Below are 22,873 nucleotides of genomic sequence, written 5' to 3'. Positions count from 1 at the left end.
GGAGATCATGACGACGGAGCTCACGGGCAAACCAGCCCCCGCACCCGGGCGGGCGGGGGCGCGCCAGTGGCTGGCCCTCGCGGTGCTGAGCCTGCCGACGATGCTGGTGTTCCTGGATCTGACGGTGATGTTCCTGGCGATGCCGCACATCACCGTGGACCTCGGCGCCAGCGCCCTGCAGAGCCTGTGGATGGTGGACATCTACAGCTTCCTGATCGCCGGCTCCCTGGTCACCATGGGCCGCCTCGGCGACCGGATCGGCCGGCGCAAGCTGCTGCTGATCGGCGCGACCGCGTTCGGCCTGCTGTCGATCGTGGCGGCCTTCTCGACCAGCCCGGCGATGCTGATCGCCGCGCGGGCCGGTCTCGGGATCGCGGGCGCCACGTTCATGCCGTGCATCCTGGCCCTGATCTCCACGCTGTTCCCGGATCCCAAGCAGATGGCCAAGGCGATGGCGATCTGGACGACCGCCGGGGCCGGCGGCATGGCGCTCGGCCCGTCGGTCGGCGGCCTGCTGCTGAACTCGTTCTGGTGGGGCTCGGTGTTCCTGCTTTCGGTGCCGCTCATGGCGCTGCTGGTGTTCGCCGGCCCGGCGCTGCTGCCGGAGTCGAAGGACGAGAACGCCGCCAACCTGGACCTCGCCAGCGTCGCGCTCTCCCTGGTGTCGATCCTCGCGATCATCTTCGGGCTGAAGGAGATCGCCCGCAACGGGTGGGACATCGTCCCGGCCGTGATCGCCGTGGCCGGCGTGGTGCTCGGCGTGTTGTTCGTGCGGCGGCAGAAGCGGCTGCGCGACCCGCTGCTCGACGTCGCGCTGTTCAAGATCCCCCAGGTGGGCGGCGCGCTGACGCTGTTCCTCGTGACGGGCATCGTGATGGCGGGCACCGGGCTGCTGACCGCCCAGTTCTTCCAGCTGGTGCTCGGCCTTTCCCCGCTCGAAGCCGCTTTGTGGCTGATCCTGCCGTCGATCCTCGCGATCGTCGGGGTTCAGCTGTCGATGCCGCTGGCCTCCAAGGTGCGCCCCAGCGTGGTGCTCACCGGCGGCCTGGTGATCAGCGCCGTGGGCATGCTCCTCATCGCGCTGGCGCCCTCCGGCGGCGGGCTGTTCCTGCTGGTCTTCGGCATCTGCGTGGTCTACTTCGGGGTCGGCGCGGTCCCGGCGCTCTGCAACCAGCTGACGATGGCGGCGGCGCCGCCCGAGCGCCAGGGTTCGGCGGGCGCCATCTCCACGACCGCCGGTGAGCTCGGCAACGCGCTGGGCATCGCCTCGCTCGGCAGCATCGCCACGATCCTGTACACGGCGTGGGTCACCGTGCCGGCCGGCGTTCCGGCCGAGTCCGCGGCCGTGGCCAAGGAGGACCTGCCCGGTGCGGTGGCCGCCGCCGGCAAGCTGCCGGGCGCCGTCGGCGACCAGCTGCTGAAGGCGGCGCAGGGGACGTTCGGCAACGCCCTCACCGCGGTCGCCATCGGGGCCGGGGTCGTGCTGGTCCTGCTGTCCGCCGTCGTCTTCACGACGGTGCGCCACGTCAAGCCGATCGGGTCCGAGGAGCAGGCTGCGGCTCCCGAGGACGAGACCGAACTGCCGGTCGAGCACAACTGAGCACCGATGCCGGAAAACGCCCGTGACGCCACCACTGTGGAGTCACGGGCGTTTTCCGGCCGCACCCCTGGAGGATTTCGATGAGCGAGCTGCCCGACGACGCGCTCTACCGCCACCTGCGCAAGACGATCGCCGCGATGGTGACGTCGGCCGGGGACGCCGGCGGCCGCGTCGTGCCCGGCTGTCCGGAGTGGACGGTGCGCGACCTGCTGGCCCACCTGGTGACCATCGCCGCGGGTGTCACGCGCCGGTTCGGCGGCACGCCCGACGCCGAAGCCGAAGCGGCCGCCGAGAACGGCCCGGTCGACGTCGTGCTCGACTCGTGGGCGGTCATCGCCGCGGAGCTCGAACCGCTCGTCGCCGAGCGCGGCAGCCGGCTGCTCGTCATGGACACGCTGAGCCACGAGCTCGACCTGCACCGCGTCTTCGGCACCGCGCCCGAGCCCGGGCACCCCGCGCTGCCGGGCACGCTCGACCTCGTCGTCGGCATGCTGGGTGACACCTTGGGCAAGCGCGGCGCGCCGGCCCTCGAGGTCCGGGCCACGGACCGGCAGTGGCAGCTCGGCGACGGCGTGCCCACCGCGGTGGTGGCCGGCGCGGACTACGACGTCCTGCGCTCGTTCACCGGCCGCCGCACGCCGGAGCAGATCCGGGCCCTCCAGTGGAGTACCGACCCGGAGCCGTGGCTGCCCGCGTTCACCTGGGCCGCCTTCACCCCGCCGACCACGCCCGCCGAGCCCCTGGCCGCGGAGCTCGGCTGGCGCTAACGGCTCAGGCGTCGAAGTCGACGGTGACGCTCTCCGAGACCGGGTAGGACTGGCAGGTCAGCACAAAACCCGCGTCCACTTCGGCCTGTTCGAGGGCGAAGTTGCGGCGCAGGTCGACCTTGCCGTCGGTCACCTTGGCCCGGCAGGTGCCGCAGACGCCGCCCTTGCACGCGAACGGCAGGTCCGGGCGGAAGCGCTGCGCGCCGTCCAGCACCGACGACGAGCGCGGCAGGCTCATCGTGCTGGACCGGCCGTCCAGCACCACGCGGACCTCGGACGACTCCCCCGCGACCACCGGGTCGTCGTGGACGACCGGCTCCGGCGGGGTGTCCACGTAGAACAGCTCCTGGTGGATCCGCGACGCCGGGACGTCCAGCGATCCCAGCAGCTCCTGTGCGCCGGTCACCATCTCGAACGGGCCGCACAGCCACCAGTGGTCCACAGTGGACACCGGCACGAGCGTGTCGAACAGCGTCCGCAGCTTGGGCACGTCCAGGCGGCCGGTGAACAGCTCGGCCTCGCGGGGTTCCCGCGACAGGACGTGCACCAGCTCGAGCCGCGACGGCGCGCGGTCCTTGAGGTCCGCCAGCTCGTCGGCGAACATCACGGTGTCCGTGCGGCGGTTGCCGTAGAGCACCGTCACCGTCGCGTCCGGGGTGTCCAGCAGCGACGACACGATCGACAGCACCGGCGTGATGCCCGAACCCGCCGCGATCAGCACGTGGTGGCCGCCCGCGGTGAGGTCCGGGGTGAACGAGCCGGTCGGCGGCGCGACCTCGATGGTGTCGCCCGCGCGGACGTCGTTCAGCAGCCACGACGAGAACAGCCCGCCCGGCACCAGCCGCACGCCCACCCGCGGCGCCGACCCGGCCGCCGCGCAGATCGAGTACGACCGGCGCTCGTCCCGGCCGTCGACCTCACGGCGCAGCGTCAGCGACTGGCCCGGCTTGAACGCGAAGTCTTCGGCCAGCTCCGCCGGGACGTCGAACGTCACCGCGACGGCGTCGTCGCAGAGCTGCTCGATGCCGGCGACCTTCAGCGGGTGGAACCGCCGGGAAATCGTGCTGGTCACCCTAGATCTCCTTGACGTGCTCGAACGGCTCCTGGCACGACCGGCAGCGCCGCAGCGCCTTGCACGCGGTCGCGCCGAACCGGGACTGCTCTTCGGTGTCCGCCGACCCGCACAGCGGGCAGCGCACGACCGCCACCGGCGCCGACAGCGTCAGCGGAATCGGCCCGGACCGCCGCGGCGCCGCGCCCGGCGGGGCGATGCCCGCTTCGGCCAGCTTCCGGCGCCCGTCCGGGGAGATCCAGTCCGACGACCACGACGGCGACAGCACGGTCCGGACCTCGACGTCGGCGTAGCCCGCGGTGACGAGCGCGTGCTCGAGGTCGTCGCGCATGGTGTCCATCGCCGGGCAGCCGGTGTAGGTCGGGGTGATCGCGACGACCACCCGGCCGCCGGATTCGGACACCGACCTCAGCACGCCGAGGTCGGCGAGCGTCAGCATCGGCAGCTCCGGGTCGGTGACCGTCGCGGCGACGGCGGCGGCGGTCACCACTTCGCGTCCGGCATGGCCCGGGCGACGCTCTGCAGCTCCGCCAGCAGGAACCCCAGCTGCTCGGTGTGGACGCCGTCGCGGCCGGTCCGGCCGGACACGCCCGCCAGCTCCCCCGACGCCGGCTGGGTCAGCGTCGCCGCCGCGAGGGCCTGGTCCAGCACCGCGCCGAACTCGGGCCGCAGGGTCGCCGCGTCCACCAGCTCGACTGGGTGCGTGCGGAACAGCTCCCCCACGTACGGCCAGACGGCGTCGAGGCCCTCCTGCATGCGCTCGTGCGACAACGGCGTGCCGTCCCCGAGGCGGACCAGCCACTGCGCCGCGTAGTCGCGGTGGTAGGTCAGCTCCTTGACGCCCTTGTCCGCGATCGCGGCGAGCACCGGGTCCACACTGGACACCAGCCGCTGGAACAGCGCCAGCCGCCACGTCGAGAACACGAACAGCCGCGCGATCAGGTGCCCGAAGTGCCCGCCGCCCAGCTCCGCGAGCCGGACGTTGCGGAACTCGTTCTCCACGCGGTCGAAGGCGAACGAGTCTTCCGAACGCGCGGAGCCGTCGGCCTTGCCGGCGCGCGCCAGCAGCAGCCGCGCCTGGCCGAGCAGGTCGAGGCCGATGTTCGCGATCGCGACCTCGTCCTCCAGCTCGGGCGCGTTGGTGCACCACTCCTGGAGCCGGTGGGAGAAGATCAGCGCGTCGTCACCCAGCATCAGGCAGTACGCCGCGAGCTGCGCACCGTCCACACCGGACGGCACCGAGGTGTCCACTCCGGACAGCGGGTCCTCGAAGCCGGTGCCGAACGCCCAGCGGGCGTCGTTCTCCTCGGTCAGCGACTCGTAGACGTTGTCGAAACTCATATGTGCGGCACCTCCTCGGGGATGTCGTAGAATGTCGGGTGCCGGTAGACCTTGTCGCCGCTCGGCGCGAAGAACGGGTCCTTCTCGTCCGGCGAGGACGCCGTAATGTCCGACGCCCGGACGACCCAGATCGACACGCCTTCGTTGCGGCGCGTGTAGAGGTCGCGCGCGTGGTGCAGCGCCATCTCGTCGTCCGCCGCGTGCAGCGAACCGACGTGCACGTGGTTCAGGCCGCGCTTGCCGCGGACGAACACCTCGTACAGCGGCCAGTCGTGCTTCATCGCGAACCCTTCTTTTCAGCGTGTGCTACCGCGGCTTCCCGGACCCACGCGCCGTCGTCGTGCGCGCGGCGCCGGTGCGCGACCCGCGAGGCGTTGCACGGGCCGTTGCCCTTCAACACGTTCTTGAACTCGTCCCAGTCCACCGCGCCGAAGTCGTAGTGCTCACGATCGGCGTTCCAGCGAAGGTCGGGATCCGGGAACGTGACGCCCAGCGCGTCGGCCTGCGGCACCGACATGTCGACGAAGCGCTGCCGCAGCTCGTCGTTGGTGTGGCGCTTGACCTTCCACGCCATCGACTGCGCGGTGTTCGGCGAGTCGGCGTCCGGCGGGCCGAACATCATCAGCGACGGCCACCACCAGCGGTTCACGGCCTCCTGGACCATGTCCCGCTGCTGCCGGGTGCCCTTCATCATCGTCATCAGCAGCTCGTAGCCCTGCCGCTGGTGGAAGGACTCCTCCTTGCAGATGCGGATCATCGCCCGCGCGTACGGCCCGTAGGACGACCGGCACAGCGGCACCTGGTTGCAGATCGCGGCGCCGTCGACCAGCCAGCCGATCACGCCGACGTCGGCGAAGGTCAGCGTCGGGTAGTTGAAGATCGACGAGTACTTCTGCTTGCCGGTGATCAGCTTGTCGGTCAGGTCCGCGCGGTCGGCGCCGAGCGTCGCCGCGGCCGAGTACAGGTAGAGCCCGTGGCCGGCCTCGTCCTGCACCTTGGCGAGCAGGATCGCCTTGCGGCGCAACGACGGCGCGCGCGTGATCCAGCGGCCTTCGGGCTGCATGCCGATGATCTCCGAGTGCGCGTGCTGCGCGATCTGCCGGACCATCGTCTTGCGGTAGCCCTCGGGCACCCAGTCGCGCGGCTCGATGCGCTGGTCGCGCTCGATGACGGCTTCGAACTGTTCTTCAAGCGAGTCGACAGCGGTCACGGCTGCTCCTTCGACACGAGGGTCAGGACGTCGTACTTGGCCACGGACTCGCCGTCGGCGTTGGTGACGTCGGCGTCCCAGCGGACCTCGCCGTACTCCTGGTCGATCCGCGGGGTGATCTGCTTGGCGGTCAGCGTCACGGTCAGCGAGTCGCCGACCTTGACCGGCGTGAGGAACCGGAGGTTCTCCAGGCCGTAGTTGGCCAGGACCGGGCCGGGCTCGGGCGAGACGAACAGCCCGGCCGCGAACGAGACGACCAGGTAGCCGTGCGCGACGATCCCGCCGAACAGCGGGTTCGCCGCCGCGGCCTCGGGGTCGGTGTGGGCGTAGAACGTGTCGCCGGTGAACTCGGCGAAGTGGTCGACGTCGGATTGGCTGACCGTGCGCGGCCCGGCGACGACGGAGTCGCCGATCTTCAGCTCGGCCAGGGACTTGCGGAACGGGTGGACGTCACCCTCGGTGCGGGGTGCGCCCGTGACCCAGCGGCCGGTGACCGTGGACAGCACCGCCGGCGAGCCCTGCACGGCCGTGCGCTGCATGTGGTGCAGCACACCGCGGATCCCGCCCATCTCTTCGCCGCCACCGGCGCGGCCGGGGCCGCCGTGGACCAGCTGCGGCATCGGCGAACCGTGACCGGTCGATTCCTTGGCGTCGTCGGCGTCCAGGACCAGCAGGCGGCCGTGGTACGGCGCCGCGCCGAGGACGACGTCCCGCACGAACTCCTTGTCGGCGCTGACGATCGAGCCCGCCAGGCTGCCGCCACCACGCGCGGCCAGCTCGACGACCTGCTCGGCCGAGGTGTAGGGCAGCAGCGTGGAGACCGGGCCGAACGCCTCGACCTCGTGCGGCTCGGAACGCTCCGGGTCGGCCTTCAGCAGGACCGGCGAGATGAAGGCGCCACGCTCGGCGTCGCCGTCCACGACGTCGACCTTCTCCGGGTCGCCGAACACCACGCTGCCCGCGTCGAGCAGGGCCTTGAGCGAGCGCCGGACCTCTTCGCGCTGCTCCAGGCTGGCCAGCGCGCCCATCCGGACACCCTCGGCGGTCGGGTTGCCGACCGTCACCTTCGCCAGCCGCGCCGAAGCAGCCTCGGCAACGTCGTCGAGCAGCGACGCGGGCACGAACGCGCGGCGGATCGCCGTGCACTTCTGGCCCGCCTTGACCGTCATCTCCGAGGTCAGCTGCTTGACGAACAGGTCGAACTCGGTGGTGCCCTTGACCGCGTCCGGGCCGAGGATCGAGCAGTTCAGCGAGTCGGCCTCGGCGTTGAAGCGGACGGCGTTGCGGATGATCGCCGGGTGCGCGCGCAGCTTCTGCGCGGTCGACGCCGAGCCGGTGAACGAAACCAGGTCCTGCGAGGTGACGTGGTCGAGCAGGTCTCCGACGCTGCCCGCGACGAACTGCAGCGAGCCCTCCGGCAGGATCCCGGACTCGATGATCAGCTCGACCAGGCGCGCGGTCAGGTACGCCGTCTGGCTCGCGGGCTTGACCAGGCTCGGGACGCCGGCCAGGAACGCCGGGGCGAACTTCTCCAGCGGCCCCCAGACGGGGAAGTTGAACGCGTTGATCTGGATCGCGACCCCCCGCAGCGGGGTGGCGATGTGCTGCGCGACGAACGTGCCGCCCTTGCTCAGCGGCTCGACGTTGCCGTCGACGTAGACGGTGTCGTTCGGCAGCTCGCGCTTGCCCTTGGAGGCGTAGGAGAACAGGACGCCGATGCCGCCGTCGATGTCGAACTTGGAGTCACCCAGCGTCGCGCCGGTCCGTGCGGAGAGTGCGTACAGCTCTTCGCGGTGCTCACGCAGGTGCGAGGCGAGCGCCTTGAGCAGGGCCGCGCGCTGGTGGAACGTCAGCTCGCGCAGGGCCGGCCCGCCGACCCGCCGGCCGTAGCCGAGCGCGCCCGCGAAGTCGACGCCGTCCGAGGAGATCCGGGCGACCTCCTCGCCCGTGGTGGCGTCGTGCAGGGGGACACCGTCGCCCGCCGCCGTGTGCCACTCCCCGGAGACGTAGCTGCGCAGCAAAACCATCAGGTCCGACCTCTCCACGAATTACCTACCGGACGTTCAGTAATTGCCATGGTAGCCGCTGACCCCGGAGATCGGAAGGGGTGGCGCTTGACACGGCCCCTGGGCACTGCCTTTACTGAGCGGCACCGCCAGGTGACCGTCCATTCGGTCAGTCGACACGGAGGGTCCATGACCAACGCCGCGCACACCATGTTCGCCGCCGACGAGGCGTCCCGCGCGCTGGGCATCGAACTGGCCGAAGCCGGCGACGGCCGCGCGGTCGCGACCATGACGATCACCGCGTCGATGGTCAACGGGCACGACATCGCCCACGGCGGTTACGTCTTCCTGCTGGCCGACACCGCGTTCGCCTGCGCCTGCAACACCCACGGCCCGGTGACCGTCGCCGCCGGCGCCGAGATCTCCTTCGTCGCGGCCGGCCGGCTCGGCGACCACCTCGTCGCCACGGCCACCGAGCGCACCCGCTACGGCCGCAACGGCATCTACGACGTCACCGTGCACCGGGAGACCCCCGGCGGGCCCGAGGTCGTCGCCGAATTCCGCGGCCGCAGCCGCGTCCTCTCCGCGAAACGGGACTGACCATGATCGAGGCGAACATCGGCGCGGACGAGCTGGCCGCCCGCCAGCTGGAGCGTCTGCAGTGGACACTCAGACACGCCTACGCGAACGTGCCCGCGTACACGAAGAAGTTCGACGAGGCCGGCGTCCACCCCGACGACTGCAAGGAACTCTCCGACCTGGCGAAGTTCCCGTTCACCACCAAGCAGGACCTGCGCGAGAACTACCCGTTCGGGATGTTCGCCGTGCCGCAGGACCAGGTGCGCCGGATCCACGCCTCGAGCGGGACGACCGGCAAGGCCACCGTCGTCGGCTACACCGAGCGCGACATCGACACGTGGGCGACGGTGATGGCCCGGTCGATCCACGCGGCGGGCGGCCGACCGGGCCACAAGCTGCACAACGCGTACGGCTACGGCCTGTTCACCGGCGGGCTCGGCGCGCACTACGGCGCGGAGAAGCTGGGCTGCACCGTGATCCCGGCCTCCGGCGGGATGACCGCGCGGCAGGTGCAGCTGATCACCGACTTCCGGCCCGAGATCATCATGGTGACGCCGTCGTACATGCTGACCCTGCTCGACGAGTTCGAGCGCCAGGGCGTCGACCCGAAGGCGAGCTCGCTCAAGGTCGGCATCTTCGGCGCCGAGCCGTGGACCGAGCAGATGCGCTCGGAGATCGAGGAGCGGTTCGCGATCGACGCCGTCGACATCTACGGATTGTCGGAGGTGATGGGCCCGGGTGTCGCGCAGGAGTGCGTCGAAACCAAGGACGGCCTGCACATCTGGGAGGACCACTTCTACCCCGAGGTGATCGACCCGTTCAGCGAAGACGTGCTCGCCGACGGCGACACCGGTGAGCTGGTGTTCACGTCGCTGACCAAGGAGGCGCTGCCGATCATCCGCTACCGCACCCGCGACCTCACGGCGCTCTCGCCGGGGACCGCGCGGCCGGCGTTCCGGCGGATGGCCAAGGTCACCGGCCGCACCGACGACCTGATCATCCTGCGCGGGGTCAACGTCTTCCCGACGCAGATCGAGGAGATCGTGCTGCGGACGGCCGGGCTGAGCCCGCACTTCCAGCTCGTCCGGTCCACGCGCGGGCGGCTCGACCACCTGACCGTGCTCGTCGAAGCGCGTCACGACGCTTCGGCCGCTTCGCGCGACGAGGCCGCCGCCTCGCTGATCTCGGGTGTCAAGGACGGGGTCGGGGTCACCGTGTCGGTGGACGTCGTCGACCCGGACACCCTGGAGCGGTCGATGGGCAAGATGCGCCGGATCGTCGACCAGCGGGACCGGCCGTGACCACGCCCCGGCGCGGGCGTCCCGGCTACGACCTCGAATCGCTGCTGCAGGTGGCGGTGAAGCTGTTCAACGAGCGGGGTTACGACGGCACGAGCATGGAGGACCTCTCCCGCAAGCTCGGCATCACGAAGTCCGCGATCTACCACCACGTGCCCAGCAAGGAGGAGCTGCTGCGGCTGTCGGTCGACCGGGCGCTGGACGGGCTGTTCGAGGTCGCCGCGTCGACCGACCGGCTCGACGGCCGGGCGATCGACCGGCTGGAGCACCTGGTGCGCGGCAGCGTCCTGGTGCTGGCCGACCGGCTGCCGTTCGTGACGCTGCTGCTGCGCGTGCGCGGCAACACGAAGGTGGAGCGGGCGGCCCTGGCCCGGCGGCGCGAGTTCGACCTGCTGGTGACGGACCTGGTGAAACAGGCCGAAGCCGAGGGCGACATCCGCCCGGACGTCGACCCGGCGGTGACGGCGAGGCTGATCTTCGGCATGGTGAACTCGCTGGTCGAGTGGTACAAACCCCGGCGCGGCTCGTCGGCGACGGAGGTGGCGGACGCCGTCTGCAAGGTGGCGTTCGAGGGCCTGCGCACGACGTCCTGAACCGGTTCCGGTGTCGGTGACCCAGCGGAACGAGTTACGACCTGTACGTTCTGTGGAACGCCCGCTGATCGATATCCCGCATGCGTTCACTGGGTACGCACACGTTCCAACTCCCAACGCACTTCCTCTTCGAGGATCTCGCCGATGTGAACAGCGGCCACGCGCTGCCGGCGGCAGAGATCGACTCAAGCGTGTGCGTTTCCGACCGGCAGGGCCCCCACCATGCTCCCCACAGGTTGAGCAAAACCACCTTGCCGGCGTAGTCACTCAGCGCCACGTTCTTGTCGGCGGCCACTACGCTCGGTCCGGACAGATCACCGGCCGACTTCCGCTGATCTCCCGGGCGGAGATCCGGCGAACCGGCGGCCGTCGCTGGCATCATGCAGGCCATGAGCCACCGCGCGCGCCGGATGTTCGAGCTGCTCGAGCCGATCTGCCTGGTCACCTTCACCGCCGGCGAGTGCAACGACGAGCTGGCCGCGCTCGGGCACCGCACCTACTGGGACGGCTACTTCGCGAGCCGCGCCGCGCCGCTGGGGCGGGTGCCGGCGCAGGTCGTGCACGCGGCCTTCTACAACTTCGCCGAGGGAGAGGCCGCGCGGCACATCCCGAGCGCGTGGGAGACCATCCCGCCCGAGGCGTCCGTCGCCGCGCGGCAGCGGGGCAGCGCGGCCTCCCTGCGGCGCATCCTGGGTGACGGGCTCGCCGGCTCCCCCGGCCTGGCCCGCGCCGCCGAACTGACGACCAAGGCCGCGCGGAGCGCGCCCACCGCCGGCCGGGTGATGTACGCCGGGCTGCGCACCCTCCCGGTGCCGGAAGAACCCGTCGCGCGGCTGTGGTTTTCCGCGACCATGCTGCGTGAGCACCGCGGTGACGGGCACATCGCCGCGCTCGTCGGCGCCGGCGTCGGCGGCACGGAGTCCCACGTGCTTTCGGCGCTGGAGATGGGCATCCACCCGCCGGAGTCGTTCGGGCGGATCCACCACCTGCCGAAGGAGCGGCTCGCCGCGGTGATGGCCGGCCTGCGCGAGCGCGGGCTCGTCGACGCCGACGGCCACTTCACCGACGCCGGCCGCGAGCTGAAGCAGCGCATCGAAGACGTCACCGACGAGCTCGCCGAGCCGCCGTACGAAGCCCTCTCCCCCGCCGAGCTCGACGAGCTGGTCGCCGCGCTCGAGCCGCTCACCGCGAAGCTGGTGGTCGCCGGGTCGCAGTGACGCGCCCGGTCAGTCCTCCGCGGTCTGGGGCGGGCGCCCCGCTTGCCAGAGAAGGGCTTCACGCAGCTGCTCGATGAGCTGTTCGTCGTCCGCTTCGGACGGGTCGACCCCCAGGGGAATCCAGCGCTCGGACACTTTCGACCCCCGGTCGTAACTGGTGATCACGATCCCGGAGTAGGACAGGGACTCTTCGTCGGCGCAGTCGCCGTCGGGCAGGGGCTCGTCGGCTTCGAAGCCCTCGTCGAAGCTGACGTGACGATGCTGCAGGCGGACGCTGACCCAGCGCCCGGCCGGCCGGATCGGCGCGCCTTCTTCGTTCATCTGCTCCTACCCCCGGTCACGGTCCCCTGCCGTCTCGTCGCATCCGGACGCCGGGAAGTTACCGGCGAGTTGTTCCGGTTCCGTAACGACAAAGCTTGGCGCGAAACTTCGGTTGCCCGCCAACGGAGTCACTCTCTTGACGAGAAGTCAACTGCATGTTGACAGCATGCCGGTCCGCCGCGAGGCTGGGCGGATGACCAGTGGGACCCGGCCCCGGCGCCGCCGGCTCGAACCGGCCGAGCGGCGTGCGGAGATCCTCGCCGCCGCGCGGCGGCTGTTCGGCGCGGGCAGCTACGCGTCGGTGTCCACTTCGGACATCGCCGAGGCCGCCGGGGTGGCGCGCCCGCTGATCAACCACTACTTCGGCGGGAAGCGCGAGCTCTACCTGGAAGTGGTGCGGCAGCTGATGATCGTGCCCGCGCCGGTCACCGAAGCGCTGCCGGACACCACGATGGAGGAGCGGCTCGCGATCGGCGTCGAGCGGTGGATCGAGGTGGTGGACCGCAACCGCGACGCGTGGCTGACGGTGATCGGGCCCGAGTCGGCGGGCCGCGACCCCGAGATCGAGCGGATCATGCTGGAGGCCGACGAGATCGCCGCCGACCGGGTGCTCGAAGCCGCGCTGATGACCGGCGTGACCGAGGGCCGCGAGGAGCTGCGCGCGATGATCCGCTCGTTCGGCGGGATGCTGCGGGCGGCGTCGCGCGAATGGCTGATCCGCGGCACGCTCGACCGTGCCGCGCTGCGCACCTTTCTCACCGATTCGATCCTCAACCTGCTGAAGCTCACCTACCCGGCGGTGCTTGCCGGGCGGCCCGGAAGCGGCGGGCGAACGCCGCCGGCGTCATCCCGGTCCAGCGCTTGAACGCGTAGATGAAGCTGGACGCCTCCGCGTACCCGAGCCGGTACGCGACGTCCTCGACCGACAGCACCCCGGTGTCGAGCAGCTCTTCGGCCAGTGCCAGGCGGACCTCGTCGACCAGCGCGCGGTAGCTGGTGCCGGCCTCGCCCAGACGACGCCGCAGCGTGCGCGTGCTGAGCGTCAGCTGACGGGCGATCTCGTCCATCCCGGCGTCGACCCCGCCGAGGCGGACCAGGCGTTCCCGGACCTGCTGGGAGATGCCGGACCGCTGCCGTTTGCGCGTGACGAGCGCTTCGCACTGCGCGGCGCAGAGGGCGACGGTCTGCTCGTTGGCCTGCGGCAGCGGCCGGTTGAGCAGCGCCGGGTCGAGCGTCGCGCGGCAGGCGTCGGCGCCGAACCGGGGCCGCAGCCCGAACGCCGCCACGTAAGAGTCCACTGTGGACGCTTCGTGCCGGAAGCTCAGGTCGTCCAGCACGATCTCCGGCAGCAGGTCGCGCATCACCGCGAAGATCGCGGACAGGTCGCGCAGCACGAGGAACCGGGCGACGTCGGCGGGCACGCGGCTGTCGTCGAGCTCCAGGGTCAGCCGGTCGCCGTTGACCCCGACGTGCGGGATGCAGAAGGCGAAGCTCAGGTCGAAGTAGCGCAGGGCGAACAGCATCGCGTCACGCAGGGTCGGGCTGCTGATGCAGGCGAACCCGAAGATGCCGAAGGTGGTGACGCGGTAGCGGCGGCCGAGCTCGAGGGCCGTCGTGTCCGAACCGTCCAGTTCGGCCAGGGCGCGGACGACGGCCAGCTCCTGGCGCGCGTCGACCTGGACGGCGGGGTCCGAGAGCAGCTCCGGCGAGAGCGTCGTCGCGGCGAGCAGCTTCCCGGCGGGAAGGCCGCGCTCGGCGGCGAAGCGCGTCATCAGCTCGATGCTCGCGGTGCCGCGCGGGAAGTCCCAGTCCCCGACGGCGGGCGCGGCGAGCTCGGCCATGGCCGGAAGTATGGATGACGGCCGTGCGCGCGTCGAATCGAGGACCGGAACTGTCCGGGGTGATCGTTAGGGTGGCTCCCGTGGAGACCTTGAGCCGACGGGCCCTGAACCGGGCGACGCTGGAGCGCCAGCTGCTGCTGCGTCCCGCGAAGATGTCCGCGTACGACGCGGTCGAGCACCTGGCCGGGCTCCAGGCGCAGGCGCCGTTCCCGCCGTACTACGCGCTGTGGGCGCGGCTGCAGGGGTTCCGGCCGGCGGACCTGGCGACGCTGCTGGAGGACCGGCGGGTGGTCCGGATCGCGCTGATGCGCGGCACGGTCCACCTGGTGACGGCGGCGGACGCGCTGGCGTGGCGGCCGGTGGTCCAGGTGCTCTACGACCGCGACCTGAAGACGAACACCCAGCACGCCCGGGCGCTGGAGGGGCTGGACCACGCCGAGGTCGCGTCGGCCGCGCGGGAGCTGCTGGCTTCGCCGCTGACGGGCACGGCGCTGGGGGCGTCACTCGGGCAGCGCTGGCCGGACGTCCCGGCGGCGTCCCTGACCCACCTCGCGCGCGGGCAGCTCCCGCTGGTGCAGACACCCCCGCGGGCGATCTGGGGCAAGGCGGGCCAGACGACGTACGCGTGCCTGGACTCGTGGGTGGGCGAGCCGTTGTCGCCGCCTTCGCCCGCTTCGCTGATTTCGCGGTACCTGCGCGCGTTCGGCCCGGCGTCGGTGGCGGACGTCCAGGCTTGGGCGGGCATCACGCGCTTGGGTGAAGTGGCGGCGTCGATGGACCTGCGGCGGTACCGCGACCCGGAGGGTCGGGAGCTGATCGACCTGCCGTCACTGACCCTCCCGGCCGAGGACGTCCCGGCGCCGCCGCGGCTGCTGGGGCCGTTCGACCAGACGATCCTGTCGTACGCGGACCGGACGCGGGTGATTTCGGACGAGTACCGCAAGCGGGTGATCACGCAGAACGGCCTGGTCAAGGGGACACTGCTGGTGGGCGGGTTCGTGCGCGGCTTCTGGGAGCTGCGGAAGGAGCGGAAGGCGGCGGTGGTGGAGCTGTCGCCGTTCGAGAAGCTGGCGAAGCGGGATCTGGCGGGGCTGGAGAGCGCGGCTGGGCGGTTGGTGAGCTGGGCCGAGCCGGCGACTGAGAGCCGGGAGGTGCGGGTTCTGCCGGTGGCCTGAGCGGCTGGGCCGATCGAAGTGGCGGCGACCGGTTCGCCTCAACCGCCGGCGTGGGCCGGGTGTGTGCCCTCCGCAGCATCCGCTGTGAACACCTGAGCAGCCGTACGAACGGGAGAGCGATGAACTCCACCAGAAAGATCGCCGTCGCGGCCGTCGCGGTGACCTCGGTGGGGCGTTCGGCACCGACATCGCCTGGATCGAGCGCGACTCCGCCAGCGCCCGGGTGACACTGAAGGACACGAAGGACGACGGCCACCACGTGGCAGGGCCTCACGTCGCGAGAACCACGACGGCCCCGGCAAGAGCGTGACCTGATACGGATCTCCGCTCCCGACTACGCCGGGATCTACAGTCCGACTCTCCGGATCTGCGCGGAGAAGCTCGGCAGCGACACCCGCGACGTTCGACAACCCCACTTCCCGTGAGCCGGGTCCACTTGGCCGGAATTCTCGATCGAGTGACCGTTCGTGTCCTGTTGTCACAGGCTTCGGATGCGTAGCTTTCCCAGCATGAGTGGTTCGGCGAAGGGGCCGTCGGTGCTGATCGTGGGTACCGGGTTCGGTGGGATCGGGACGGCGATCGAACTGAAGCGGGCCGGCTTCAGCGACTTCACGCTGCTCGAAAGCGCCGGCGAGCCCGGCGGCGTCTGGCGGGACAACACCTACCCCGGCGCCGCCTGTGACATTCCGTCGCCGCTCTACTCCTTCTCCTTCGAGCCGAACCCGCGGTGGCCGAAGCGGTTCTCGCACCAGCCGGACATCCTCGCCTACCTGCGTGACGTCATCACCAAGTACGGCCTCGGGCCGCACATCCGGTACCGGGCCGAGGTCACCGCGGCCGCCTTCGACGAAGACCGGAAGCTCTGGCGCGTCGAGACGAAAACCGGCGAAACCTACGAGGCCGAGGTCTTCGTCCCGGCCGTCGGGCAGCTGTCGCGGCCGGTCCTGCCCGCCATCCCCGGGCGGGACCGGTTCGCGGGGGACGCCTTCCACTCCGCGCGGTGGGACCACGGCGTCGAGCTCACCGGGAAGCGGGTCGCCGTCATCGGGACCGGGGCCAGCGCCGTGCAGTTCGTGCCCGAGCTGCGGAAACACGCCCAGCACGTCACCGTCTTCCAGCGCACGCCGCCGTACGTCATGGCGAAGTCCGACCCCACCTACCGGCGCTGGCAGCACTGGCTGTTCGAGCACCTGCCGCCGACGCAGCTGCTCGGCCGGCTGCGGATCTTCCTGCTCGCCGAGTACGCCACCTACGCGATGACCAAGCACCCGCTGCTCGCGAAGATGTTCGAGCTGCGGACCGCGCAGCTGCGCCACCGCCACATCAAGGACCCCGAGCTGCGCGCGAAGCTGACGCCGGCGTACCCCTTGGGCTGCAAGCGGATCCTCTTCACCAACGACTACCTGCCCGCGCTGGCGCAGCCGGACGTCGACGTCGAGACGCGCCGGATCGGCGAGATCACCGAGAAGGGCGTCCGCGTCGAGGACGGGACCGAGGTCGAGGCGGACGTCATCGTGTACGGCACCGGGTTCGCCGCGACGGACTTCCTCGGCCGGCTCGACGTGCGCGGCCTCGGCGGCCGGTCGCTGCAGGACGCCTGGTCCGGCGGCGCGCGGGCGTACCTGGGCATGGCCGTGCCCGGGTTCCCCAACATGTTCTGCGTCTACGGGCCGAACACGAACCTCGGCGCCGGGTCCATCATCTACATGATCGAGCGCCAGGCGCGTTACATCCGTCAAGCCGTGGAACAGCTCTCGCGCCCCGGAGTGTCCTATGTGGATGTACGACCGGACGTCGAGGAGCGTTACGACGACGAGGTGCAGAAGCGCCTCGGCCACAGCGTCTGGAGCGCCTGCACCAGCTGGTACCGCCAGGCCGACGGCCGCGTGACGACCAACTGGCCCGGCCTGGTCACCGAGTACGACCGCCGGACCCGCCGGCTCGACCCCGCGGACTTCCGGGTGGTGGCGTGATGGACTACGACGTCCTCGTGATCGGCTCGGGGTTCGGCGGCAGCGTCACGGCGTTGCGGCTGACCGAGAAGGGGTACCGCGTCGGGGTGCTGGAGACCGGCCGCCGGTTCGCCGACGACGAGTTCGCGAAGACGTCGTGGCGGCTGCGCAGGTACCTGTGGGCGCCGAAGCTCGGGTGCTTCGGCATCCAGCGGCTCACCCTGCTGAAGAACACCTTCGTGATGAGCGGCTCCGGCGTCGGCGGCGGCTCGCTGGTGTACGCGAACACGCTGTACGAGCCGCCGGACAAGTTCTACGAAGACCCGCAGTGGGCACACATCACGGACTGGAAGGACGAGCTCGCGCCGTACTACGACCAGGCGAAGCGGATGCTCGGCGTGGTCGAGAACCCGGCGACGACGGCCGCGGACCGCGTCCTGCGCGAGGTCGCCGAGGACATGGGCATCGGGCACACCTACCGCCGCACGCCGGTCGGCGTCTACTTCGGACAGTCCGGGGTGGACCCGTTCTTCGGCGGCGCGGGACCCGCCCGCCAGTCGTGCACGCTCTGCGGCGAATGCATGACCGGCTGCCGCGTCGGCGCGAAGAACACGACCGTGAAGAACTACCTCTACCTGGCCGAGCAAGCGGGCGCCGAGGTCCACCCCCTGACGACCGCGGTCTCCGTCCGGCCGATCGAGGGCGGGTACGCCGTCGACACCGAACGCACCGGACGCTGGATCCGAAAGGGCCGGCGGACGTTCACCGCGTCGCAGGTCGTGTTCGCCGCGGCGTCGCTCGGCACCCAGCGCCTGCTCCACCGCCTGCGCGACACCGGGACGCTGCCGGACCTGTCCCCGCGGCTCGGCCTGCTGGCGCGGACGAACTCCGAAGCCGTCCTGGCGGCGCGGTCGCTGCGCGACGACACCGACTACACCCGCGGTGTCGCGATCACGTCGTCGATCCACCCGGACGCCGTCACGCACGTGGAGCCGGTGCGGTACGGGCGCGGCAGCAACTTCATGGGCCTGATGACCACGGTGCTGGTGGACGCGCAGACCGGCCGCCGACGCTGGGTGCTGGGCCTGCGCGAGCTCTGGAAGCAGCGGCGCGACGTCGTCCGCCTGCACAACCCGCGGCGCTGGTCGGAGCGGATGATCGGGCTGCTGGTGATGCAGACGCTCGACAACTCCGTGACGACGTACACGCGGCGTGGGCTCTTCGGCCGGCGCATGACGACCAAGCAGGGCTCGGGAACACCGAGCCCGGAGTGGATCCCGGCCGGGCACGACGTCACGCGGCGCGTCGCCGAGAAGATCGGCGGGCTGCCGCAGGGCGCGTGGACCGACCTGGCGAACATCCCGATCACCGGCCACTTCATCGGCGGCTGCGCGATCGGCGACTCCCCCGGCACCGGGGTGGTCGACCCGTACCAGCGGCTGTACGGCCACCCGGGCCTGCACGTCGTGGACGGCTCGGCGATCTCGGCGAACCTGGGCGTCAACCCGTCGCTGACGATCACCGCGCAGGCCGAGCGGGCGCTGGCCTTCTGGCCGAACCGCGGTGACGCCGACCCGCGGCCGCCGCTGGGCGCCGCCTACCGGCGGGTGGCGCCGGTGCCGCCGACCGCCCCGGTCGTCCCGGCGGACGCGCCGGGTGCCCTGCGACTGCCCGTCATCCCCCGAAACCCGGCCTGACCTGCGGATTCAACATTTTCTCAACATTCGCACACGCCCGGTGCGCCAGGGTGGAGCCGCAGGCGCGCGGCCGGGGGGTCCGGACGCGCCGGCTGGGGGTGTCATGAAGGGGCCCTTCCGGACAGGATCCGGAAGGGCCCCTTCATGACGTGCACGGGTTACGGCAGGCCCGCGAGCCCGGCCGACACCGTGTTGGCGAACGCGTACCCCTGCGACGCGTCCCAGTTGATCGACCACGTCATCGCGCCGCGGATCGACGGGTAGGTCGCCGACGGCTTGAAGCTGCCGCACGAGGTCCCGCGAGCCAGGCAGTTCAGCGCCGAGACCGTGTTGGCCGGGGCCTGGTAACCGCCGCCGGCCGCCTGCGACGACGCCGGGAGGCCGAGGCCGACCTGGTCGGCCCGCAGCCCGCCCTGCAGCTGGATGCAGGCCAGCGCGGTCAGGAAGTCGACCGTGCCCTGGGCGTACACGCTGCCGTTGCAGCCGAGCATCGTGCCGGAGTTGTAGTACTGCATGTTGACGATCGTCAGGATGTCCTTGATGTTCAGCGCGAGCTGGAAGTAGCCGCCCTGCGTGGACTGCATGTCGATCGTCTGCGGCGCCATCGTGATGACCTTGCCGCCGCCGTTGTAGATGCTGCGCAGCGCCTGGCCCATGTAGGTGGCGTTGACGCCGTTCTCCAGGTCGATGTCGACGCCGTCGAAGCCGTAGTTCGAGATCAGCGACTTGATGCTGTTCGCGAAGTTGTTCGCCGAGTTCGAGTCGCCGACGCTGATCGTGCCGTTCTGGCCGCCGACGGAGATGATGACACGCTGGCCGCGTGCCTGGACCGTCTTGATGTCGGCCTTGAACTGCGCGTCCGTGTAGCCGCCGAGCTGCGAAGACAGGCCGGAGTCGAGCGTGAAGCTCACCGCGCCCGGCGTGCCGGTGGCGTCCGCGAAGGACACCGCGATGATGTTGTACTTGGTCGGGACGTCGGCCAGCTTCAGCGCCTTGGCGCCGTTGTAGAAGTTCTGCCAGTAGCCGGTGAGGACGTGCTTCGGCAGGTCACCCTGGGTCGGCGGCGGCGTGGTCGTCGTCGGCGGGGTGGTCGTGGTCGGCGGCGTGGTGGGGGTGGTCGGCGTCGTCGGGGTGGTCGGCGTCGTCGGCGGCGGGGTGCCCGGGCCGTCGAGGCTGACGTCGTCGGCGTAGTACGTCGGCTGGCCGTACCAGCCGTGCAGGTAGACCGTCAGCGACGTGCTCGAGCCGGTGGTGAAGTTCAGCGAGAGCTGCGTGTAGCCGCTGGTGCCCGGCGTCCACGTGCTGGTCGTCGCCGAGCCGGAAGCGCCCAGGTAGACGTAGCTGCCCTGGACCCAGGCCGACAGCTTGTAGGCGGTGTTCGGCGAGACGGTGAGCGTCTGCGAGCACTGGGCGTTGTCCGACGACGTCGGGGTCGCGCTCAGGGCCCGGCTGCCGCTGTGCACCGGGGTGCTCACCGCGGTCGGGACGGCCGTGCAGGTCCAGCCCGAGGTGCCGGATTCGAAGCCGGGGTTGGCGAGGATGTTCGCCGCCGAAGCGCTGCCGGCGAGGACGAACGTCACGCCGAGACTCAGCGCGACCACGGAAAGCAACGAAAGCAGGGCTAGCCGGACCTTGGGGACCACGGGCGACCTCCACGACGGTGGTGAGGCAGGTCACCACAAAGTGGACTAGACCAATCTGAATGTCAAGGAGCCCCATCCGAAAGTCGGGGCGGCGGAAACGGCAGAATGAGACGATCGGAACCAGGGCGAAGCAGGAGCGTGTAGCAGTGAGCGTGTCGGTCGAGCAGAGGATCGCCGAAGAACTGGGCGTGCGCGAAGGACAGGTCAAGGCCACCGTCGAGCTGCTCGACGGCGGTTCGACCGTCCCCTTCATCGCGCGGTACCGCAAGGAAGTCACCGGCATGCTCGACGACGCGCAGCTGCGCACGCTCGAAGAGCGGCTGCGCTACCTGCGGGAACTCGACGAGCGGCGGCTCGCCGTGCTCGAGTCCATCCGGAGCCAGGGCAAGCTGGACGAGGCCCTCGAGGCCTCGATCCTCGCCGCGGACACGAAGTCGCGGCTGGAGGACATCTACCTCCCGTACAAGCCGAAGCGCCGCACGAAGGCGATGATCGCGCGCGAAGCGGGCCTCGAACCGCTGGCCGACGGCCTGCTGAACGACCCCACCACGGACCCGCAGGCCGCGGCCGCGGTGTTCGTCGACGCGGACAAGGGTGTCGCGGACGCGCAGGCGGCCCTCGACGGCGCCCGGTCGATCCTCGTCGAGCGCTTCGCCGAGGACGCCGACCTCATCGGTGAGCTGCGCGAGAAGATGTGGGGCCAGGGCCACCTGGTCGCCAAGGTCCGCTCGGGCAAGGAGGACGAGGGCGCGAAGTTCTCGGACTACTTCGACTTCTCCGAGCCCTACACCAAGCTCCCCTCGCACCGGATCCTCGCGATGCTGCGCGGCGAGAAGGAGGAGGTCCTCGACCTCACGATGTCGCCGGCCGAGCCAGCCTCGCCCGCCGGCGCCGGAGGCACAAACACAGTCGAGCCTCAAGCAGGGCCGACCGACTACGAGACGCGCATCGCGGCGAAGTTCGGCATCACCCAGCAGGGCCGTCCGGGCGACAAGTGGCTCGGCGACACCGTGCGCTGGGCGTGGCGCACCAAGATCCTGCTCCACCTGGGCATCGACCTGCGGATGCGGCTGCGCCAGGCCGCCGAGGACGACGCCGTCCGCGTGTTCGCGGCCAACCTGCGCGACCTGCTGCTGGCCGCACCGGCCGGCACCCGCGCGACGATGGGCCTCGACCCGGGCTTCCGCACCGGCGTCAAGGTGGCGGTCGTGGACGCGACCGGCAAGGTCGTCGACACCCACGTCATCTACCCGCACCAGCCGGCGAACAAGTGGGACCAGTCCCTGGCCGAGCTGGCCGCGCTGGCGGCGCGCCACAAGGTCGACCTCATCTCGATCGGCAACGGCACGGCGTCCCGCGAGACGGACAAGCTCGCCGCGGAGCTGATCAAGAAGCACCCTTCGTTGAACCTGACGAAGGCCGTGGTGTCGGAGGCCGGCGCGTCGGTGTACTCGGCGTCGGCGTTCGCTTCGGCCGAGCTGCCCGGCATGGACGTCTCACTGCGCGGCGCGGTCTCGATCGCCCGGCGGCTGCAGGACCCGCTGGCCGAGCTGGTGAAGATCGACCCGAAGTCCATCGGTGTCGGGCAGTACCAGCACGACCTGTCCGAGGTTTCGCTGTCCCGCTCGCTCGACGCGGTGGTCGAGGACTGCGTGAACGCGGTGGGCGTCGACGTCAACACGGCGTCCGCGCCGCTGCTGACCCGCGTCTCGGGCATCACGACGGGGCTGGCGGAGAACATCGTGTCCCACCGCGACTCGAACGGCCCGTTCCGTTCCCGGACGGCGTTGAAGGAGGTCGCGCGCCTGGGCCCCAAGGCATTCGAGCAGTGCGCGGGCTTCCTGCGCATCCCGGACGGCGACGACCCGCTCGACTCTTCGTCGGTCCACCCGGAGGCGTACCCGGTGGTGCGGCGGATCCTGACGTCCACGGGAACCGACCTGCGCTCGCTGATCGGCAACACGCGGACTTTGTCTTCTCTGCGGCCTTCCGAGTTCGTCGACGAGACGTTCGGTCTCCCGACGGTGACGGACATCCTGGCCGAGCTCGACAAGCCGGGCCGCGACCCCCGCCCGGCGTTCAAGACGGCGACGTTCGCGGAGGGTGTGGACAAGATCGGTGACCTTAAGCCGGGGATGCGGCTGGAGGGTGTGGTCACGAATGTGGCGGCGTTCGGGGCGTTTATCGATGTGGGTGTGCACCAGGACGGGCTCGCGCATGTTTCGGCTCTGTCGAAGAACTTCGTGAAGGATCCTCGGGAGGTTGTGAAGCCCGGGGACATCGTGAAGGTGAAGGTGCTGGATGTCGATGTGCCGCGGAAGCGGATTTCGCTGACGCTGCGGCTGGACGACGAGCCGGGCGCTCCGGCCGGGAACCGCGGTGGCGGCGGCGGTCGTGATCGCGGTCAGCAGGGCGGCGGCGGTGGTGGTGGGCAGCGCCGGGGTTCCGGCTCTGGTGGCCAGCGCGGCGGTGGCCGGGGTGGTAACTCCGGTTCCGGTTCCGGCGGCTCGGGTTCGATGGCGGATGCGCTGCGGCGGGCCGGTTTCGGCAAGTAGGACCAA

General features: G+C 70.8%; 20 protein-coding genes. 11 read left to right on the top strand and 9 right to left on the bottom strand.

The annotated features are described in order from the left end of the window. Nucleotides 1-7: 7 nt before the first annotated feature. The gene (locus ACZ63J_RS35675) at nt 8-1,600 is read left to right on the top strand and encodes an MFS transporter (protein ID WP_465399112.1); all 1,593 of its coding nucleotides are present in this window, start codon (nt 8-10) and stop codon (nt 1,598-1,600) included. A gap of 80 nt (nt 1,601-1,680) precedes the next feature. Then, nucleotides 1,681-2,367: a maleylpyruvate isomerase family mycothiol-dependent enzyme gene (locus tag ACZ63J_RS35670; RefSeq protein WP_465399111.1), complete on the top strand. Its 687-nt coding sequence runs from the start codon at nt 1,681-1,683 to the stop codon at nt 2,365-2,367. A gap of 4 nt (nt 2,368-2,371) precedes the next feature. Here ACZ63J_RS35670 and paaE read toward each other — a convergent pair whose 3' ends face one another. The 6 genes from paaE to paaZ are packed head-to-tail and all read right to left on the bottom strand — an operon-like array spanning nt 2,372 to nt 8,017. Further along, on the bottom strand, nt 2,372-3,439 hold the full coding sequence (paaE, locus tag ACZ63J_RS35665; RefSeq protein WP_465399110.1) for a 1,2-phenylacetyl-CoA epoxidase subunit PaaE: 1,068 nt from the start codon (nt 3,437-3,439) through the stop codon (nt 2,372-2,374). A 1-nt stretch (nt 3,440) separates the two neighbouring features. Continuing rightward, entirely contained in the window at nt 3,441-3,929 is a 489-nt protein-coding gene (gene paaD / locus ACZ63J_RS35660; RefSeq protein ID WP_465399109.1) for a 1,2-phenylacetyl-CoA epoxidase subunit PaaD, read from the bottom strand. After that, nucleotides 3,923-4,780 carry a 1,2-phenylacetyl-CoA epoxidase subunit PaaC gene (gene paaC / locus ACZ63J_RS35655; RefSeq protein WP_465314181.1) on the bottom strand — a complete coding sequence of 286 codons (858 nt, stop codon included), beginning with the start codon at nt 4,778-4,780 and terminating at the stop codon, nt 3,923-3,925. The genes paaD and paaC overlap by 7 nt, the downstream gene beginning before the upstream one ends. After that, entirely contained in the window at nt 4,777-5,061 is a 285-nt protein-coding gene (paaB, locus tag ACZ63J_RS35650; protein WP_323332469.1) for a 1,2-phenylacetyl-CoA epoxidase subunit PaaB, read from the bottom strand. Before paaB ends, paaC begins: the two co-directional genes overlap by 4 nt. Further along, nucleotides 5,058-5,990, bottom strand: a complete 933-nt coding sequence (paaA, locus tag ACZ63J_RS35645) for a 1,2-phenylacetyl-CoA epoxidase subunit PaaA (protein WP_465399108.1) — start codon at nt 5,988-5,990, stop codon at nt 5,058-5,060. The genes paaB and paaA overlap by 4 nt, the downstream gene beginning before the upstream one ends. Continuing rightward, nucleotides 5,987-8,017 carry a phenylacetic acid degradation bifunctional protein PaaZ gene (gene paaZ / locus ACZ63J_RS35640; protein ID WP_465399107.1) on the bottom strand — a complete coding sequence of 677 codons (2,031 nt, stop codon included), beginning with the start codon at nt 8,015-8,017 and terminating at the stop codon, nt 5,987-5,989. The genes paaA and paaZ overlap by 4 nt, the downstream gene beginning before the upstream one ends. 168 nt (nt 8,018-8,185) lie before the next feature. On the opposite strand from paaZ, the gene paaI reads away from it, so the two are divergent. The 4 genes from paaI (at nt 8,186) to ACZ63J_RS35620 (ending at nt 11,683) form a co-directional block, all read left to right on the top strand. Beyond that, nucleotides 8,186-8,596, top strand: coding sequence for a hydroxyphenylacetyl-CoA thioesterase PaaI (gene paaI / locus ACZ63J_RS35635; RefSeq protein ID WP_465314185.1), 411 nt, complete (start codon nt 8,186-8,188; stop codon nt 8,594-8,596). Nucleotides 8,597-8,598: 2 nt separating this feature from the next. Then, a complete protein-coding gene (paaK, locus tag ACZ63J_RS35630; protein ID WP_465399106.1) occupies nt 8,599-9,876 on the top strand; it encodes a phenylacetate--CoA ligase PaaK in 1,278 nt (425 codons plus the stop codon). Then, nucleotides 9,873-10,466, top strand: coding sequence for a TetR/AcrR family transcriptional regulator (locus ACZ63J_RS35625; RefSeq protein ID WP_465399105.1), 594 nt, complete (start codon nt 9,873-9,875; stop codon nt 10,464-10,466). The genes paaK and ACZ63J_RS35625 overlap by 4 nt, the downstream gene beginning before the upstream one ends. A 389-nt stretch (nt 10,467-10,855) precedes the next feature. Beyond that, complete coding sequence (locus ACZ63J_RS35620; protein ID WP_465399104.1) at nt 10,856-11,683, top strand: SCO6745 family protein; 828 nt, start codon at nt 10,856-10,858, stop codon at nt 11,681-11,683. 9 nt (nt 11,684-11,692) lie between these two features. On the opposite strand, the gene ACZ63J_RS35615 is transcribed toward ACZ63J_RS35620, so the two are convergent. After that, nucleotides 11,693-12,004, bottom strand: a complete 312-nt coding sequence (locus ACZ63J_RS35615) for a hypothetical protein (RefSeq protein ID WP_465399103.1) — start codon at nt 12,002-12,004, stop codon at nt 11,693-11,695. Nucleotides 12,005-12,197: 193 nt separating this feature from the next. On the opposite strand from ACZ63J_RS35615, the gene ACZ63J_RS35610 reads away from it, so the two are divergent. Further along, nucleotides 12,198-12,869, top strand: a complete 672-nt coding sequence (locus tag ACZ63J_RS35610; RefSeq protein ID WP_465399102.1) for a TetR/AcrR family transcriptional regulator — start codon at nt 12,198-12,200, stop codon at nt 12,867-12,869. Here ACZ63J_RS35610 and ACZ63J_RS35605 read toward each other — a convergent pair. Next, entirely contained in the window at nt 12,790-13,845 is a 1,056-nt protein-coding gene (locus ACZ63J_RS35605) for an AraC family transcriptional regulator (protein ID WP_465399101.1), read from the bottom strand. The genes ACZ63J_RS35610 and ACZ63J_RS35605 overlap by 80 nt on opposite strands. Nucleotides 13,846-13,925: 80 nt before the next feature. On the opposite strand from ACZ63J_RS35605, the gene ACZ63J_RS35600 reads away from it, so the two are divergent. From ACZ63J_RS35600 to ACZ63J_RS35590, 3 genes are all read left to right on the top strand, one after another. Then, entirely contained in the window at nt 13,926-15,020 is a 1,095-nt protein-coding gene (locus ACZ63J_RS35600) for a winged helix DNA-binding domain-containing protein (protein WP_465399100.1), read from the top strand. 509 nt (nt 15,021-15,529) lie between these two features. Then, nucleotides 15,530-16,993, top strand: coding sequence for a flavin-containing monooxygenase (locus ACZ63J_RS35595; RefSeq protein WP_465399099.1), 1,464 nt, complete (start codon nt 15,530-15,532; stop codon nt 16,991-16,993). Next, the gene (locus ACZ63J_RS35590; RefSeq protein ID WP_465399098.1) at nt 16,993-18,669 is read left to right on the top strand and encodes a GMC oxidoreductase; all 1,677 of its coding nucleotides are present in this window, start codon (nt 16,993-16,995) and stop codon (nt 18,667-18,669) included. The genes ACZ63J_RS35595 and ACZ63J_RS35590 overlap by 1 nt, the downstream gene beginning before the upstream one ends. Before the next feature lie 158 nt (nt 18,670-18,827). Here the strand turns inward: ACZ63J_RS35590 and ACZ63J_RS35585 are convergent, their stop codons facing one another. Beyond that, nucleotides 18,828-20,312 (bottom strand): chitinase, encoded by a 1,485-nt coding sequence (locus ACZ63J_RS35585; RefSeq protein WP_465314195.1) that lies wholly within the window; start codon nt 20,310-20,312, stop codon nt 18,828-18,830. 146 nt (nt 20,313-20,458) lie between these two features. On the opposite strand from ACZ63J_RS35585, the gene ACZ63J_RS35580 reads away from it, so the two are divergent. Beyond that, nucleotides 20,459-22,867: a Tex family protein gene (locus tag ACZ63J_RS35580; RefSeq protein WP_465399097.1), complete on the top strand. Its 2,409-nt coding sequence runs from the start codon at nt 20,459-20,461 to the stop codon at nt 22,865-22,867. Nucleotides 22,868-22,873 lie beyond the last annotated feature (6 nt).

The sequence above is a fragment of the Amycolatopsis sp. NPDC104863 genome (genome assembly GCF_055582965.1).
This window is presented reverse-complemented; position numbering and strand designations above follow the sequence as displayed.

What these genes read in the sequence shown, in the direction of transcription:
- ACZ63J_RS35605 (WP_465399101.1), bottom strand. Translation starts at nt 13,845, where the DNA reads ATGGCCGAGCTCGCCGCGCCCGCCGTCGGGGACTGGGACTTCCCGCGC.
- ACZ63J_RS35615 (WP_465399103.1), bottom strand. Translation starts at nt 12,004, where the DNA reads ATGAACGAAGAAGGCGCGCCGATCCGGCCGGCCGGGCGCTGGGTCAGC.
- ACZ63J_RS35610 (WP_465399102.1), top strand. Translation starts at nt 12,198, where the DNA reads ATGACCAGTGGGACCCGGCCCCGGCGCCGCCGGCTCGAACCGGCCGAG.
- ACZ63J_RS35590 (WP_465399098.1), top strand. Translation starts at nt 16,993, where the DNA reads ATGGACTACGACGTCCTCGTGATCGGCTCGGGGTTCGGCGGCAGCGTC.
- paaK (WP_465399106.1), top strand. Translation starts at nt 8,599, where the DNA reads ATGATCGAGGCGAACATCGGCGCGGACGAGCTGGCCGCCCGCCAGCTG.
- ACZ63J_RS35670 (WP_465399111.1), top strand. Translation starts at nt 1,681, where the DNA reads ATGAGCGAGCTGCCCGACGACGCGCTCTACCGCCACCTGCGCAAGACG.
- paaZ (WP_465399107.1), bottom strand. Translation starts at nt 8,017, where the DNA reads ATGGTTTTGCTGCGCAGCTACGTCTCCGGGGAGTGGCACACGGCGGCG.
- paaB (WP_323332469.1), bottom strand. Translation starts at nt 5,061, where the DNA reads ATGAAGCACGACTGGCCGCTGTACGAGGTGTTCGTCCGCGGCAAGCGC.
- ACZ63J_RS35675 (WP_465399112.1), top strand. Translation starts at nt 8, where the DNA reads ATGACGACGGAGCTCACGGGCAAACCAGCCCCCGCACCCGGGCGGGCG.
- ACZ63J_RS35595 (WP_465399099.1), top strand. Translation starts at nt 15,530, where the DNA reads ATGAGTGGTTCGGCGAAGGGGCCGTCGGTGCTGATCGTGGGTACCGGG.
- paaI (WP_465314185.1), top strand. Translation starts at nt 8,186, where the DNA reads ATGACCAACGCCGCGCACACCATGTTCGCCGCCGACGAGGCGTCCCGC.
- paaC (WP_465314181.1), bottom strand. Translation starts at nt 4,780, where the DNA reads ATGAGTTTCGACAACGTCTACGAGTCGCTGACCGAGGAGAACGACGCC.
- ACZ63J_RS35620 (WP_465399104.1), top strand. Translation starts at nt 10,856, where the DNA reads ATGAGCCACCGCGCGCGCCGGATGTTCGAGCTGCTCGAGCCGATCTGC.